Here is a 16,439-nt window from a genome sequence, read left to right on the forward strand (position 1 = left end):
GTTCGCTATCTTAAGTTCACTATGCTGAAAAATTCTCGTGAAAGCTAAATTTTTGCCAAGGCTTAATAAGATCAAGTAAAAAGAGCTCATCTTGTGCAATATGGCCAATAACACTACTCTTTCCGCTGTTTTTCATAGGACGTTTTGCAATTTGCAATTCACCTGCATAATGCCCATATTCGCTGCTTTCAAGTACGATATCTCCAGGTTTAATATCCACAGGATGCATAAGTTCAAACGTATGCCCTTTATACTTAACCCTACTTTGCGTAGAACGGATAAGCTGTGCGGAAACATCGCCTCGGTTAAAATGCAGCTCGTCAAAGACAATGCTTTTTTCAAGAGCGGGAATATCGGAAATCAACGTAGCGGAAAAGCTCACCATATTATGCGGCAAATTCTGAAGTTGAGCTAATTCTTCTGAACTTGGATAACAGTTTGAGATCATCACATCGTCAATGCCGCCCAAAGCTATAATATGTTCAATTTGCAAATGTAGAGGAAGATGACGATGCAACTCTAGTGTGGGCAAGCCTTGAACTACCGACCAATTTGCAAATGTTTGAGGTGCTTGGCTAGTGACAAAACACGCGGTATTGATGCCGTGTTTTTTGAAACGTTGGTTACACGCTTGAAAATGTTCTACCGTAAGACCTGAGTAAGCATGTGGGTAAAAATTGTGCGAGCCCACGAGCTTTGAACTGTCGGGCATATAATCCATAATAGTATCTACGTAATGAACATTATTACTCATGTTTATCTCAATAAACAACCCTTCGGGATTAAAAGTCATCAACGATTCTTCAAGACCCGAAAAACCCATGTCTAAACGAATACCGTCGGCTCCAATTTCTTTGAAGAATGACAAATCTTTATACGATGCGCCCAAATCGTTCATTACACGAGGATTACAGTCGAGAACAATTTCAAATCCTAAATCATGTGCAAGCTTATTAATTGTGCTAAATTCTCGTTTCACGGCGTCTTTGGTATCGGTAATTGAAAGCAAACAACTAAAAAGACGCGTAAAACCTGCTTGAGCAGCTTGTTTCAAATATGCGGCCGTCTCTTCAAAACTTGCTTTCTCTGGATAAATTGAAATCCCCAAGCGTTTCATACTATTTCCTTACTCACATGTAAAATTACTTACGTATTTAACTATAGGTATGATTGTTATACTCTATACGCACTACGCCAAGGTTTAATGCTTGCAACGCTACTGTGCCGTTCCTTAAAAATGTCTATGACTATCTGCGTGCAAATAAGCCATGTTTGGAGCGACTTACAAAGATTAAACCAAGGCGCAACACGACCTTATATGCTGCTTGTGTGGGGTGTGCAGCAATATAAGGCCGTAATCTGTTGTGATGAACAAACAAATTATTTAGAATCTTTTTCTTGCTTAAGGTATTGCTGATCCCAAATCCTAACAAAGGGATAGTAAATTACGCAAGACAAGATAATCAGTACGACATTGAGAATGGCTGCACGTATGTCGCCTCCTGTTGCTAAAAACGCACCAATAGGCCCTGGGAGCGTCCAAGGTGCACTTACCACAACACGTCCAACCAAGCCTAATGAAGTGGCAAACCATGCAATAACGCCTGAAATCATGGGAACAAGAATAAAGGGAATGGCAAGGGTAAGGTTCAAAACAATGGGCGCCCCAAAAATCAATGGTTCATTGATGTTAAAGATGGCTGGAAGAAAACCAATCTTTCCAAGATCTTTAGCATACTTAGATTTACACACACTCACAAGAAGAATAGCCAATCCCACTGTACTACCTGCACCACCGATAAACACAAACCATTGGTAAAAAGGTTCGGCACTAATAGCTGGAAGCTCGGTTACAGCAACTCCTGCGGCGGCGGCAGTTGCATTAGCCTCTAGAAGCGTAAGCCACAAAGGACGAGCAAGTGATCCTACAATGGACGCACCGTGGATACCAAAGAACCAGAAGAAACAATACAAGAAGGAAATAAGTAAAACACCAGGCAGAGAGTCTGTTGCATAGATAAGTGGCTTAACAAGTGTTGATACAACTCCGCCCCAATTAAACTCAAAGAAATATGTAATGGTCCCCATTAAAAGGATGACTATGAGTGTGGGCGTAAGCGCCTCAAACGAACGCGCAACCGATGGCGGCACCTCATCGGGCATCGTGATTTTAAACTTTGAGTTTTGAGTTAGTCTAAAGATGTTTACCGCAATAAACGTGGCGATGATTCCCACAAAAAGACCGGCGCTACCCAACGAACCCATAGGCAAAACAAATCCCGCAACGCCCGCCTTGAGCTCGGGCTTAATGACTACTGGATTGATAGTAAGCAAAAATGCCATAACAGATAAAATGGCACCCGACAGACCATCAAGTTTATAGGACCTAGAAAGACTGTAGCCCATACCAAAAACAGCATAGAGTGTCATGATGAACATGGTCATACGATACGGCAACAGAATTTTTCCAACGTTTGCTTTGATAAGCTGACATAGAGGCCAATCTGCAGGAAGTGGAGGAAAAGCCGCAATCAGGAAGAATGATCCAACGATAATAAGCGGAAGTGCTCCCACAACACCGTCGCGAACAGCAAGTAAATAACGATTAGATCCAAGCGCTCCCATAAGTGGTGCTAGGTGCTCTTCGAGCCATTTTTGAAATTTTTCCAAAGCATTCATCTCCTTTTTGATTATAGTTGTTTGGAATTAGCGTAAAAAATTGAACGCCAAAAACCTGCGTGACATCCCCATGCAGATCAAAGCCGTAAACCTGTCATCGCCTTACGACAAAACATCATCAACATCTTTTAGAATGTTTTCAACATTACCAAAGGCATAATCTTGCGGTTTTATACCTACTACTGGTACCGTAACGGTTGACTCAATCTGCTTTTTACGATAAGAAATCTGCGGACCCAGAAGGATTATATTGTACTTATCAACCTCATCAAGATACTGGGTGGTACCACATGCAGCGACCTCCATGGTCACCCCATGTTCCTCCCCATATTTCTTCATTTTGTTCATAAGTACTGATGTTGACATGCCTCCTGAGCAAACAAGTAAAATTTTATATTGCCTCATAACATTTCCTCCTTAATGACTCCGTTTGTGCACCATCTATTAGTGGCACATATCTACACTATCTCTTTTTACCTGTTCAAGAGCAAAAATAACCATAGTATCGTTGTCTGCATTGCCTCAAAGTCACCGTAAATAACAGTTAGGCTCAGACGACAAGCTGAGCGTTTAATGTTTTGAGCTTCTATTTTTTTGAAATGTAATTATCTTCAATAGCTGTGGCGTAGACATCGTAGTGCTTATTAACCAGCGTAGAAAAAAGCGTGTCAACAATCATAAGCTGCGTAATGCGCGATGTACCCGCCGAACTTCTAAGAAGCGGCTCGGTTGAGGCCACATAAAGAACAATATCAGCATGTCTAACAAGCTCTGTACTGTTAACTGAACGCGTGATCGCTATAACCTTGCCTCCGTGATCTTGCGCTGCGTGCACACATCGCAATGTTTCGGGAGTAACTCCCGAATAACTAAACGCTATAGCTACATCTCCGTCTGACATATTATTAGCGGCAATAAGTTGCATATGCCAGTCAGCACTTAACGTACAATCGATGTTTGCGCGCAGGAATTTGTATTGCAAATCCTGGGCACTTAAAAGCGAGCTACCCATGCCAAAGATCGTTATATGACGAGCGTTGTGTATAAGCTCTGCGCACGAATCTATGGTTTTAGGGTTGTTAAGTTTTTCAGTAAGCGTAATAGATTCTATGGTTTTTCTCATAATCTTAAACATAATCTGTTTAGTAGAATCTTTAGGGTTAATATCCTCAATTGAACTCTGTCTTGATGTTTTCATAGAGGCAAGTTCGTATATAAGATATTGCTGAAACTCCTTGTATCCCCCAAGCGATAACTTCCTAAGTAACCGAGAAATAGTGGCTGCCGATACAAAAGTCATCTGCGCCAGTTCGTGTATTGTTACACCAACAATAGCTTCAGGTTTCTTTAGTATATACGTAATAATTTGCTGTTCACTTGTACTTACGCGATCCTTATTCTCTTTTAAAAGTACCAAAAGACTTTTTGGTTCCATAGGTATCACCAGAGCCTTTCATTACTAGTTATAACAATGTGTAAATTTTAAGTCATTAAATTTTATAGAACATGAAATTTTATTTCCATTCCTGTTGTAAAAGCACTTGTGAGTGGTTGCTATTTATAAGTAAACGGATTATCTCCAAATGAAGATATTTCATGTGTAGACGAGATTTTCTACCGTGATATTTTCTACCCACAAGCTACTGTACCACTGACAAGTTTTAAAAACACCAGTTGAATGATTGTATTTTGAACAATGCCTCTACTCAATCCGCATTTGAAGCAATCTCACCTACTTATATAATCTTTGCAATTTTTAACTGTAGAATAATTGGCGGATGAGTTAGCATCCATTTGAAAATGCCTACAGCTGCATGTATTCTCATTGTTGAAAGGCACTCCAAGAAAGTATGAGGTTACACATGGAAGAAAACGAATCTATCAGCTTTGGAATTATAGCTTCCTCAGGAACAGCAAGATCTCTTGCATTTGAAGCTCTTGAGAAGGCAAAAGAAGGTAATTTTGAAGATGCACAAGACCTGATCGATCAATCAGAACAGGCCTCGCTTGAGGCTCATAATATTCAAACAGAGCTGTTATGCAACGCTGCTCAAGGCAATCCATGTAACCTAGACATCTTGCTTGTCCACGCGCAAGATCATCTCATGACCTCAATATTGGCTAAAGAGCTTATTGAACAGATGATACTTCTTTACAAAAAACTCGACAAAAAATAACTTGTTTTACAAGTTTTTCGATAACACAAAACCACTTTAACCCGCCCGACCTTTGTACTTATTTGTAACGATCAAGGAACTACTATGACAAACATAATGAACCTTACGACCGAACAGCAAAATCCTCGAACAATTAATCTAGATACATTTACTCCTAAACAAATTGCAGAAGTCATGAACTCTGAAGACCTGTATGCTGTAGAGGCTGTAAAAAAAGAGATTGACCACATAGCTCAAGCAATAAGCTGGGCAGGAGAGGCACTCCAAAATAAAGGTCGCATTGTCTACGTAGGTGCAGGTACAAGCGGACGTCTTGGAGTACTTGATGCGGTAGAATGTCCACCTACCTTTGGCGTAGATTCAAATACGGTTGTTGGTCTTATTGCAGGTGGTGATAAGGCATTTGTGAAAGCGGCTGAAGGTATTGAGGATGACGCTGCAGCGGGTGCTCATGATTTGCAAGCGCATAACTTGCGTAGTTGTGACATAGTGGTTGGCATTGCTGCAAGTGGAAGAACTCCTTATGTAATTGGTGCTCTGACCTATGCAAAACAAAATGGATGTAAAACAGTGGCAATTGCCTGTAATCAAAATTCAGAAATCGGACGCGTGGCCGATTTAGCTATTGAGCCAGTAACTGGTCCTGAAGTATTATCGGGCTCGACGCGGCTTAAAGCAGGCACCGCACAAAAACTTATACTGAATATGATTTCTACAGGAGCTATGACATGCGCAGGTAAAGTATATAAAAACCTGATGGTTGACGTTCAACAGACCAACGAAAAGCTCCATACGCGCGCACAAAATATTGTTATGGAAGCCTGTTGCTGTAGCGAATATGATGCACAAGCTGCGCTGAAGGCCGCAGGAGGCCAAGTAAAAACAGCAATAACAATGTTACTCTTGTCTTGTTCTGCACACGAAGCCCTAAATATTTTAGAACAATGTAAAGGTCATGTTCGAAAGGCATTAGAGCAAGGAGTTTAAACATATTTTGATGCTGTTTTAATGCAATTTTCACGGGCGCGGCATGCGTGATTTATATAGCCTTAATTTAAGAGCATATATTCCAAAAAATGGTAAAAGAAAAATAACTCCTATGGCCAATAGTGTTTCAAATACATAGGCTCTTAACATGCCAGACCAGAGCGCCATAACCAGCGGAGCAATTACGATGGCGCACGACATCACAATTAAAAACAAGCATTTGTTTATATTAAGGGTTATGTGATTGATACACAGCATGTGTAGAGGGTAAAGATACAATCCAAAATCAAGTATCAAACCCATGAAAAACACCTTGTTGTCTATGTGGTCAAAAGCATGGGGGTTAGACAGCCCCGATACATCAGGCTCGGGGATTAAAGATATAACCACATCCAACGCTAAGGGAATACAGATAACAGCTATAGCATATAAAACAAACACAAGCTTTTGCCTTTTGGTCATAGGAAACACCTCCTTAAATAACACCTAGATGAACCCCTTTATAACACGATGAGCAGCTTTAATATAGTGTATACCCGCCTCATGAATGTTCTGTTAAGAGTTATATCCCCTGAAAAACTTATTCGGCGTGGGTAAAATAAGCTCATAGTCACACACGAAACGGAGCTTACCATGTTTTACGTTGACAAACGAACACTTTTACTCATAGCAGGTATTGTATGGCTTATAGCTGGTTTTAATGTTGCGCGCCTTGGATTGCTCTCATATGCCCTCATCGAGGCCACATGGATGTCTTACGCGCTCACGCTTATAATTTTTTGCCTATTTGCGTTAATGTTTTTCAATATGAGCACAAAGCATACCGCAAGAATCATGGCTTATACGTCTGCGCAACCTTTTTGGCGGTTTTTTGACCTTAAATCGTATGCTATTATGGTGGTTATGATGAGCGGAGGCATTGGCCTACGCGCATACCATGTTTTGCCCAACTTCTTCATTGCATTTTTCTACACGGGATTAGGGTGCGCCCTTGCGCTGGCAGGTGTAGTTTTTATTACAAACTATCTTTTGTACGATAAGCTAAACCAAAAGCAAAACGACACATCATCTGCTTCTTCTACCCGCTTATAAGCGCACGAGTAGCAGGTGCCTACCTACACTGCATAAGCACCTGTGAAGCAACTGGTAACTCGGTTCGCCCTAGGCACACCCACCCACGATGTTAGGCACCTAGCGCGCAACTGTGAGGCGCGATAAACTCCTATTTTGTCTTAAAGCGAGAGTCTCCGCCTTTAAGTGCTTGCATGACCTCGTGCACATAACGCTCAGTGTTTTTCTTGGCGTCCTCAAAGTCGTAATCCATAACATTATTAGGATCAAGACCAAATTCTGCAGCAAGAGGCGGCTGTTGTGCGTCGTCGATAACCAAAAATGGATTAGAACCAACTTCCTGAGCACGTTCAACGCATTGCGGCGAAAGCGCGTACTCAATCCAAAGTTGCGCGGCATACGGGTGCTTACAACCTTTAATAATGGCTGTAGCACCAATTTCATAGCTTGTTCCCGATGAAGGAATTACAATGCGAATGTCTTTATAACCATTGGTTACAATTTGCTTAATAGCTAGCGAAACAAACCCAATACCAATAGTGCACTCCCCTGTACCAACATTTTGCGCAGGGCCAACACCACTTTTACTATAAACCGCAATGTTTTTATCCAAATCAACAAGGTACTTTATACCCTTATCATGACCATATTTTTGAATCATGGTGTTAATAAGCAGCTTAGCCGTACCTGCTGTGTTGTAATTAGAAGACCAAATTAAGCCCTTATACTCGGGTTTAAGTAAATCAGGCCAGTCCGATGGAGCTTCAAGCGATCGTCTATCAAGCTCTGCTTTATTGTAGAAAAAGCCCAAGCTACCTTTATAAATACCATACCAATAATTGTGATCATCTTTATAGTGAGGAGAAAGTAAGTGCGTTGCGTTACGAGCTTCATAAGGCTCAAGCAGTCCCTTTGAAGCAGCAATGTTATAGGGATCGGTAGTGCCTCCAAACCACACGTCACCTGATGGATTGCCGTTTTCTTCTTCGATTTTTGCCTGAACTTCGCCTGTGGATAGGCGCATAAATTTAGTAGTGATACCAAAAAGCTTTTGAAAATTGTTACACGCCGCCGCCACAAAAGGCTCTTCCGCAGAACCATACACAATCAGCTCTTTTTCGGCTTGCGCTTTGGAAATTAAATCCTGATCGGCAATACGAGATAAATCTACATCTTGCGACTCTTTAGTGTTGTCCGCAGTCGAGCAACCGCCTAACCCACCAAGCATGCCAAGCATAGCTGTGCTTGCAGCCGTTCCATATAAAAAGTTTCTTCTGGAAAGAAGCGCCATATCCACTCCTTATTTGTTTGTTGTCCCAAGCAAAATTATGGTTTTACCTCACAAACTAGTTATATACCATAAAACAAAACTTATTTGCCACGCGATTGGTGTTTTTACCATAAAATAACGTGGTTACAAACTACGCCAGTTTACGGCAAGAACCGTATTTAGTATACACAATATACCTATCAGTAAGACTTAAGTTTTATACGGTAGTGATGTGTTTGTTTATATGACAACGTTCTATGGCGGTGTTTCCTATAAAGGACGTATAAAAGGCGGCAAAGACGGTTGGTTGAGGCGGATGCCATAGGTATCTGGTGTAGCACGCGCCTTCGGTATGTACGGTACCGCCAACTACCTTCCGAACAAGAAATGTACACTACAGACTACATGCGCTGCGCAACCTCAAGAAGTGCTTCATCGCTATTTTGTGGATTCTCATCCAACCACGAAGGATTATCTTTCAACCATTGAGCGCGATTGGGATCGGTTGCCTTGCATGCAGCCAAAACAGCGGCAAGCATCGTCTCAACATCACAAGAATTATACTCAGCCCCTAAAGTCATTTGCTCGCGCGCACATCCAGCGGCAAATTTTTTGTTTTTAAATTTCTTCTTAAGGCTTGAAAGTTCAAGATCCTGACAAGATTTTGAAGGACGAAGACGGGCGCACGCGTCAATAAGTCCCGATGTTTCGTCTGCGGCAAAAAGCACACGCTCCATTTTGAGTTCAGGCTTGGGAAGGCTATCGTTGAGGTCGGAATTGTGCGTTTGGATTGCGCAAATGAGCTCGGCAGACGCTCCTTCTTTGGTAAGCAAACGCTCGGTGCAAAGGGTATGATCCTCATCGCCGTCACAAACTTCCCAATCCATATCGTGCAGCAAGCCAACTTGACCCCAAAAATCAATATTATCTTCATCGTGAATTGCTGCAAAATAGCGCATTAAACGCTCTAAGGTAAGTCCATGAATAATATGAAATTCCTCTTGATTGTACTGTTTGAGCAGCGCAAATGCCTTTTCGCGCGTTAAGTTAGAAGAAAGTGTAGCCGACATGGTATAAGCTCCTTATCACGATTGGTACAGCGCACGTACAAAACTTTTTATATTTGTATTACATCATAAAACTTGTTGCATTTTTATTGCATGAGATTTTTTGGTGTATCGGTCACAACCTGTCACACCAGTTAAACACGGTTATACACACTTTCACACACTTAGCGCACTTGATGAACTTTTACGTATGAGAATGCTTGCATTTCTGCAGGTAAAATAGGGTAAAAAGAAAGAAAAAAGCTGGTGGGGGCGGTGGGACTCGAACCCACATGACCGAAGTCGGAGGATTTTAAGTCCTCTGCGTCTGCCAATTCCACCACGCCCCCAAACACGCATTACGCGATGCGCTCGTATAAAGAGCACGAGAACTTTTAACACTTTAACACGGAATGCGCGATCCATAAAGCATAAATTAAAAATTTGTATAAGATGTGCGGAAATGCGCGCAAGCGACACGCATTCTTACAAACGAGCTAAACCAGGCTTCCATGGCAAGGGCACATAGTCGTTGTGATACTCTGCAGCAGCACAAATACCAAGACCGACCAGCAAATCGTGTTCGCTCACCGTAAGCTCTTTAAAGCCCGAACATTTCATAAGTTCGCTCAAGATAAGAGCGCCGCCAAAAATTACATCGGCGCGTTTTTCTTGCAGACCAGGAAGCGCTTTAAGCCCATCCAAATCGAGCTTGCTCATACGAGCAATAAGACCTTCTATTTCGTCAAATGTAAGCGTGTGCAAATGAACAAAAGCAGGATCATAAGGCTCAAGCTCGTATAGCATTGCAACCAACGAGGTTACTGTTCCGCCACAAGCAATCATCTTTTGTGGCTCAAGCATTAAAATACCCTCTTCGTCCACCGCACCTGCAAAGCTATTGCGCACAAACGCGCGCGCCTGCTCTATTTTTTCTGCGGTAGGAATGCCCGTATATAAATTATACGAATCACTTAAACGACGGCAACCTATACCAATAGACATAACACGCTCTACCACGGGAAGCATGTGATGCGTTGGCTTTGCGTCATTGGTTGGACGATATGAAAGTTCCTCTTCTTCGGTCAAACGACCAACGGTTAGCTCGGTAGAACCGCCGCCATTATCAACAGCTAAAATGCGCTGGTTAGGAAAATCTTGGCATATACCTAAAAACGTCAGGCAACCTTCGGTTTTACCACCAATAACCTGCGCAATAAGACCCTTTGAGGAAAGCCCGTCTAAAAGAGGGCTTACATTATGCGATTCACGGGCGGCAGCTGTTAAAACACAGCAAACGCCCACTACATCCATAGACTTAATGATGGCAACGTAGGTATCAATGCAAGACAGCACGCGTTCGATAGCGTCTTTGCTCAGATTTCCTGTTTCGTTAAACCCTTTACCTAAATCACAAATGGTTGAAAGTTTTTTAACCACTTTAATAGGCTTGGAATCTATATCAAAAATTCCCAAACGAACCGTAACGGTGCCTATATCTATGCATGCAATTTGTTTCATAACACAACCCACCTTTTATACGCAAATACCCTTTTAATAGTACAACAAACACCAAATAACATAAGTCGTAACAAAGACAAAATCGCCGAAAGGTGAGCCGCGGCGCACAGATGGGTTGTGAAATGTGAGCCGTGGCGCGCATGCCTTGCTAATTTAGATGTAAAACACAGCGCAGATGACGTGCATTTGGGCACGAAACATAAGCTAGATGACAGATGTACAGCAAAAAAGCACGAGACAATTGCTACGTATGGAGCAATGCAATAACTGCTTAACGTGCGCTTAAACACCATACGCAGTTAAAAGTTGTAACGCTAAACGCGCTTATTCCAAATATCTTGCGGAGAAAAACCAAAGAGCGTGTCGAGCATTTTGTCAAACCACGATCGCGAATCAGGATATTCAACAGGCTTTGAAGGATCTTCAACCTCTTTTTGTTCCAAACCCTCTACATTAACGCCAACCTCACCTGGAGATACATATCCCCTTTTGCGCGCCTGTGTTTCAACACCTTCTTCGGTAAACAAAGAATCGCGTTCAGCTTCAAGCTCGGAGTTTTTTTCTTCGATATACGCTTTTTTCTGCTCAAGAACGTCACCTGTACGGCGAGCAACATAAAAGTCATGAACAGGGCCTACAATGCCCAGTGCGATAGCCGCAATCACCAGACAGACAACCCAAATTTTACGGGATAAAATTGTAGAAATGATTCCTACAAGCTGGCCTACCTGCGCGGATAAAGAATGTTGCGATTTTGCGCGGTTTCTATTCTTATAGCTGCGACGCATGGCGCGCTTAGAAGATGCTCCTGGTGAAGATACTTGCGCCGAATTGGAAGGGTTGCTTAAAAATGAAGGATTTTGCACGGAAGTGGGATTTTGCGACAGTGGCGCAGATGAGCGCGGCACTTGGCGCGAGCGAGGCACACGAGACGAGCGCGATGAGTGAGGCAAGCCCACTTCTTCGCGTGCATTGCACAACGTGTCTGTAGCGTGCGAACGGCGAACTGTAGCGCGCGTACCATTTGATTTTTGAGATGAATCTGAACTATACATGCAAGAAATATCCCTATAGCCACCAACGTTATAATTTATTGTACCGATTTATTGGACACATCATTCCATATACGTTGCTTATCTTCAAAATCTACGTCATCAAGTGATGAGCCTTGTGCCGCAAGTCGCTGCTCGCATGCACGAAACGTTTCTCGATACGCACGTACCTCAAAAGCAAGTGCTTCCTCGGCATCAACATGCATATCTTGCGCAAACTCCACCAACGAAAACATAAGCTTACCAAACAGGCGTGCACGTTCGTTGTGATCGTCTTGAGTGTTGTGATTGTTATCGGCTTTATTTTGGGCTTGCTTATTTTGGGCTGGCTTGTTTTGGGCTTGCTTATTTTGGTCTTGCTGCTTCTCGTCTGCAACAAAAGCACTCTTAGATGCACACGAATCAACCAATTCATGCATGCGTTTTTCGGCCTCGGCACATACTTGTTGGTGAGTATGCGCACCTAAACCAGCTTTATGCGCACGTTTTACAACCTTTTGAGCCTGCATAAGCGCAGGAAACGAGCGCGGTATTGAATCAAGTAACCCTTTATGAGTGCCCGCGCGCGTATTATCAGCTGCACGCTCGGCGTCTTTAACACTATCCCAAATATTGAGGACTTCATCGGCAGAACTGGGCATATGCGCCAAAGAATTGGTGTCAAAAATATGAGGGTGACGACGAATAAGTTTCTCCGCCAACCCGTGGCAGACATCCTCAAGCGTAAATTCCTGGTTGTCCAGGGCAATTTGCGCATGAAGAAGCACCTGCTCAAGTACATCGCCAAGCTCCTCGCACAGATGCTCGCTATCCGCTTGATGAATAGCATCAACCGCTTCGTAGGCTTCTTCAATCATATTTTTGGTAATGCTTTCGTGCGTCTGTGCTTTATCCCACGGGCACCCGTCGTCTTGACGCAAGCGCCACACCAAACGAACAAGCCGCTCAAAAGCAATTTGAGAAGCTGGCGCGTTCTTCATACACGTAATACGCTCATCAATAGCCGCTTCTTGCTCGTCTGTTACCACTACACTATGTTTATGAGTCATCACTATCACCCAATTCTTCGAGGGCTTGCAAGGTTTGTGCAACTAACTTGTCACCTTTAAGCGAACGCGCATCCCGCGCGATTGTTTCTTGCGGCAAATCGTGCGTTTGTGCAGATTGAAGACACTTAGACGCTTCTTGAACACGTTGCGTAGCACGCTCAAATTCACGCTCACGTTTAACAGGGAATATAACTTTTTTAGTCTTAGAGTAAACTAAAATATTGTGTGCGCGCAACAAACGCGCATGTGCATAAGGCACTTCCAACCCCTGCAAAATGATCTTATCCGTTAATGCAGAAACAGTTTGAACACCTAAACGAGCAGCGCGAATACGAATACGAGCACGCCCAAATAAATTTACGCCAGCAGGTTCAAGCGCGCCGTGGGTGTCAAGCGTCTCCTTTTCAAGCGCGTCTACCTCACTCAATTCTGTTGCAGCCGCCAAGCGCCTATACAAAAGCACACGTTTATCAATTTCGGGGACATAGTCTTCGCTGAAATAAAAATCGGCAGGAATGTTAATAACCACTTCGGCAAGGTCTGTGTGCTGAGTTTCACCTTTTGCTTCGCGAACAGCATCGGAGAGCATTTGTGTGAACAAATCAAAACCAACACCCGATAAATTACCATGCTGTTCAGCGCCCATAAGTGAGCCAGCACCTCTGATCTCAAGGTCTTTCATAGCAATGCGCATACCCGAACCAAGTTCTTGGTGCTCGTAAATTGCTTCAAGACGCCTGCGTGCTTCTTCGGTAAGCGGCTCGGTAGGCGGAAACATAAAATACGCATACGCCTGCACGCGACCACGACCAACACGGCCTTTAAGCTGGTAAAGTTGTGCCAAGCCCAAGCGCTGAGAATCTTCGATGATCAGCGTGTTGGTATGCGGATTATCAATACCGCTTTCTATAATGGTTGTTGCAACCAAAACGTCAATCTCGTGCTCTTCAAACAAAAGCATAACTTCTTCGATCTGAGACGGACTCATCTGACCGTGCGCTACTCCAACGCGTGCCTCGGGCGCACATGCATGGACGCGCTCAAGCGCATCATCAATGGTTTTTACTCGGTTGCTTACGTAATATACCTGACCTTTACGCGCAAGCTCTAGGCGAATAGCATCGCTTATAAGGTCCGAATCCCACTCGCCAACGTGCACACGTACTGGCTTTCTTCCTGCCGGCGCGCTTAAAATCAAGCTCATATCACGCACGCCACTCATTGCCATCTGCATGGTGCGAGGAATGGGCGTTGCCGACAACGTAAGCACATCAACCTGTTCGCGAATATTTTTAAGTTGCTCTTTATGCTGAACACCAAAGCGCTGTTCCTCGTCAATAATGATAAGACCCAAGTTAGAAGGATTAACATCAGACGAAAGCAAGCGGTGTGTTCCAATTAAAACGTCTACATCACCTGTAGAAAAGCCTTCTAACGTGCGCTTTTGCTCGGCAGGTTTAATAAAACGCGAAAGAACACGCACATTCACCTCAAATGGAGTAAAGCGCTCATAAAAGGTTTCAAAATGCTGTTGAGCCAAAATGGTAGTTGGACATAAAACCATAACCTGTTTATGATCCTGACAACACTTAAACGCTGCACGCAGAGCAACCTCGGTTTTCCCAAAACCAACATCGCCGCACAAAAGACGGTCCATAGGTGTAGCGGATTGCATATCGGCTTTAATGTCATCGAGCGCGCGTGCTTGATCGCGCGTAAGCGTATAGGGAAAGCTTGTTTCCATGTCTTCTTGAGCAGGTGTGTCAAAAGAAAAGCTAAATCCCTTAATTGTTGAACGGCGCGTATACAAATCAACCAAATCAAACGCCATTTTTTGTGCCGATTTACGCGCACGCGTACATGCACGCGACCAGTCGGCAGAGTTCAGACGCGTTAAACGAGGCGTTGAGCCATCAGGCCCTATATAGCGCGTAATTTTATCAACTTGTTCAAAAGGAACGTAGAGCTTATCATCTTGTGCGTACGTCAAAAGAAAATAATCGCGCTTTTTACCAGCTACTTCTTGTTGAACAATTTTTTGAAACAGCGCAATTCCATGCGTTGCATGCACCACATAGTCTCCCGGCTTAAAAGGAAACGTTAGTTTGGTGGGGTCAATTTTTTGAAAACGATGCTTTTTATTGTTGAGATGAGCATTTAAGTCGCTTACCGAAAAAATAGCAAGATGTGCAGATGGAATTACAATACCAGCATTAATAGGATCAGCAAAAAACACTACCTTGTTGCGCGGAAGTGGGAGATTTTGCGCTTCTAGGTCTTGGTTGTGTTCAGACTCGTGTTCGGGCGCGCGCTTGGACGCATGTTCAGACGCATGTTCAGACGCATCTTCAAAGGAGATGTTCTCATCTGTAAAACTGAGCTGCAGCGCACGGCGTGCACCGCGATCGGGCACCGAAAAAACAACTGCTGAGTTATTTGCTAATAACTCACGTATGCGCCCAATCATTTTACTCGCAGATCCTGCGATGTCGCACTGCTCGGTCACAACATGATTTGATGCTCGCATTCCCTGTCTTGCAAGAGAAGAGAGAGAAAGTCGCTGTTGTTTGCCAAAATCTAGTTCAACGGGAGAGGTATAAAGACCATCCAAGCTCACGCGCTTTTCCGTTGATGCATGCATGAGCTCATCATATGCACGTTGGCAATCGTCAAACAATGCACGAGGTTCTGCCAAAACAACAAGAGCAGATGGGTGCATATAGTCTATAACACTTGCGGTTGAAGGATATAAATACGGTAGATAGGCGTCTAGTTCGTTGGTATAAACGGATTCTTCTATCTGATCTAAAACGCGCTCGGTATCCAAATCCTCTTGAGCTTTGTCATACAGCTTATTTTTTGCACACTGTATAGTTTCAGGCGATAATTCAAGTTCGCGCGCGGCATAAAACACCGCCTGCTGCTGAGAAGAGATCGTTTGACCTGTAGACGGCACAACTTTTCTAATTTCGTCTACTTCATCACCAAAAAAGGAAATGCGAACAGGAGCTTGTTCACAGGGCGAAAATACATCAACACTATCGCCGTGAACACAAAAATAACCTGGCTCTCTAACTTCTTTAACAACTGTTGTAGAAACGTATCCCCATAGCACCAACTGGCGTGCAAGCGCGTATATGTCCAGCTCGTCGCCTATGCAAATCTTTTGTTGCTGAGCAAAAGACGACGTTTTGGGCGGAAGCCGCCTCAGAAGAGCTCGTGCACTTGCCACAACCACACACCGTTGTGGCTGCGCAAGATGAAACAACGCCTCGGCGCGCGTGCCACATACCTCTGCACTAGCACTTTTGTCGCTCCAAGGTAAATCGGCTCGGTCAGGATAGCGAAACACCACGTCGGGTCCAAGCCAGCCTGCAAGAATGCGTGCAGCTCTATCCGCTGCATCTTCGCCTGATACTACCAGCAATATAGGACGTGCTTGGGCGCACGCGCACGCAGCAACTATAAATGGACGAGCACTTTGAGAGATGTTCAGCGTACAATCTTTTCCCTGATCAAGCTCGTTCCATATCCTGTGTATTTCGCGAGATGTGAGGAGTTGCTGAACAACTCTATGTAAAAACATG

At 43.6% G+C, this 16,439-nt stretch carries 14 protein-coding genes and 1 tRNA gene; 3 read left to right on the plus strand and 12 right to left on the minus strand.

Features of this window, described 5'->3' with window-relative positions; all coding sequences use genetic code 11:
• Positions 1-19: 19 nt before the first annotated feature.
• From HMPREF0091_RS00370 to HMPREF0091_RS00385, 4 genes are all read right to left on the minus strand, one after another.
• Entirely contained in the window at positions 20-1,117 is a 1,098-nt protein-coding gene (locus HMPREF0091_RS00370; RefSeq protein WP_006302182.1) for a DUF871 domain-containing protein, read from the minus strand.
• Between the two features lie 263 nt (positions 1,118-1,380).
• The gene (locus tag HMPREF0091_RS00375) at positions 1,381-2,670 is read right to left on the minus strand and encodes a PTS sugar transporter subunit IIC (protein ID WP_010241600.1); all 1,290 of its coding nucleotides are present in this window, start codon (positions 2,668-2,670) and stop codon (positions 1,381-1,383) included.
• A gap of 111 nt (positions 2,671-2,781) precedes the next feature.
• Positions 2,782-3,084, minus strand: a complete 303-nt coding sequence (locus tag HMPREF0091_RS00380) for a PTS sugar transporter subunit IIB (protein ID WP_006302185.1) — start codon at positions 3,082-3,084, stop codon at positions 2,782-2,784.
• Positions 3,085-3,265: 181 nt separating this feature from the next.
• On the minus strand, positions 3,266-4,114 hold the full coding sequence (locus HMPREF0091_RS00385; RefSeq protein ID WP_006302186.1) for a MurR/RpiR family transcriptional regulator: 849 nt from the start codon (positions 4,112-4,114) through the stop codon (positions 3,266-3,268).
• Positions 4,115-4,541: 427 nt separating this feature from the next.
• Here HMPREF0091_RS00385 and HMPREF0091_RS00390 point away from each other — a divergent pair, with 427 nt between their 5' ends.
• Both HMPREF0091_RS00390 and murQ read left to right on the plus strand, forming a co-directional pair.
• The gene (locus HMPREF0091_RS00390) at positions 4,542-4,856 is read left to right on the plus strand and encodes a PTS lactose/cellobiose transporter subunit IIA (protein ID WP_010241603.1); all 315 of its coding nucleotides are present in this window, start codon (positions 4,542-4,544) and stop codon (positions 4,854-4,856) included.
• 84 nt (positions 4,857-4,940) lie between these two features.
• Complete coding sequence (gene murQ, locus HMPREF0091_RS00395; protein WP_006302188.1) at positions 4,941-5,843, plus strand: N-acetylmuramic acid 6-phosphate etherase; 903 nt, start codon at positions 4,941-4,943, stop codon at positions 5,841-5,843.
• Positions 5,844-5,873: 30 nt separating this feature from the next.
• Here the strand turns inward: murQ and HMPREF0091_RS00400 are convergent, their stop codons facing one another.
• A complete protein-coding gene (locus HMPREF0091_RS00400) occupies positions 5,874-6,305 on the minus strand; it encodes a hypothetical protein (protein ID WP_010241604.1) in 432 nt (143 codons plus the stop codon).
• 171 nt (positions 6,306-6,476) lie between these two features.
• On the opposite strand from HMPREF0091_RS00400, the gene HMPREF0091_RS00405 reads away from it, so the two are divergent.
• Positions 6,477-6,935: a hypothetical protein gene (locus tag HMPREF0091_RS00405; RefSeq protein WP_006302190.1), complete on the plus strand. Its 459-nt coding sequence runs from the start codon at positions 6,477-6,479 to the stop codon at positions 6,933-6,935.
• A gap of 130 nt (positions 6,936-7,065) precedes the next feature.
• Here HMPREF0091_RS00405 and HMPREF0091_RS00410 read toward each other — a convergent pair whose 3' ends face one another.
• From HMPREF0091_RS00410 to mfd, 7 genes are all read right to left on the minus strand, one after another.
• Positions 7,066-8,205, minus strand: coding sequence for an ABC transporter substrate-binding protein (locus HMPREF0091_RS00410; protein ID WP_006302191.1), 1,140 nt, complete (start codon positions 8,203-8,205; stop codon positions 7,066-7,068).
• A gap of 380 nt (positions 8,206-8,585) precedes the next feature.
• Complete coding sequence (locus HMPREF0091_RS00415; protein ID WP_006302192.1) at positions 8,586-9,254, minus strand: hypothetical protein; 669 nt, start codon at positions 9,252-9,254, stop codon at positions 8,586-8,588.
• A gap of 241 nt (positions 9,255-9,495) precedes the next feature.
• Positions 9,496-9,580 (minus strand) — tRNA-Leu (locus HMPREF0091_RS00420).
• A 136-nt stretch (positions 9,581-9,716) separates the two neighbouring features.
• Complete coding sequence (locus HMPREF0091_RS00425; protein WP_006302193.1) at positions 9,717-10,751, minus strand: Ppx/GppA phosphatase family protein; 1,035 nt, start codon at positions 10,749-10,751, stop codon at positions 9,717-9,719.
• A 314-nt stretch (positions 10,752-11,065) separates the two neighbouring features.
• On the minus strand, positions 11,066-11,806 hold the full coding sequence (locus HMPREF0091_RS06110; protein ID WP_010241607.1) for an FtsB family cell division protein: 741 nt from the start codon (positions 11,804-11,806) through the stop codon (positions 11,066-11,068).
• A 35-nt stretch (positions 11,807-11,841) separates the two neighbouring features.
• Positions 11,842-12,852 carry a nucleoside triphosphate pyrophosphohydrolase gene (gene mazG / locus HMPREF0091_RS00435; RefSeq protein WP_006302198.1) on the minus strand — a complete coding sequence of 337 codons (1,011 nt, stop codon included), beginning with the start codon at positions 12,850-12,852 and terminating at the stop codon, positions 11,842-11,844.
• Complete coding sequence (mfd, locus tag HMPREF0091_RS00440; RefSeq protein ID WP_006302199.1) at positions 12,842-16,438, minus strand: transcription-repair coupling factor; 3,597 nt, start codon at positions 16,436-16,438, stop codon at positions 12,842-12,844. The genes mazG and mfd overlap by 11 nt, the downstream gene beginning before the upstream one ends.
• Position 16,439: the final 1 nt, after the last annotated feature.

It is taken from the genome of Fannyhessea vaginae DSM 15829 (genome assembly GCF_000159235.2).
In the GTDB taxonomy this organism is placed as follows: Bacteria; Actinomycetota; Coriobacteriia; order Coriobacteriales; family Atopobiaceae; genus Fannyhessea; species Fannyhessea vaginae.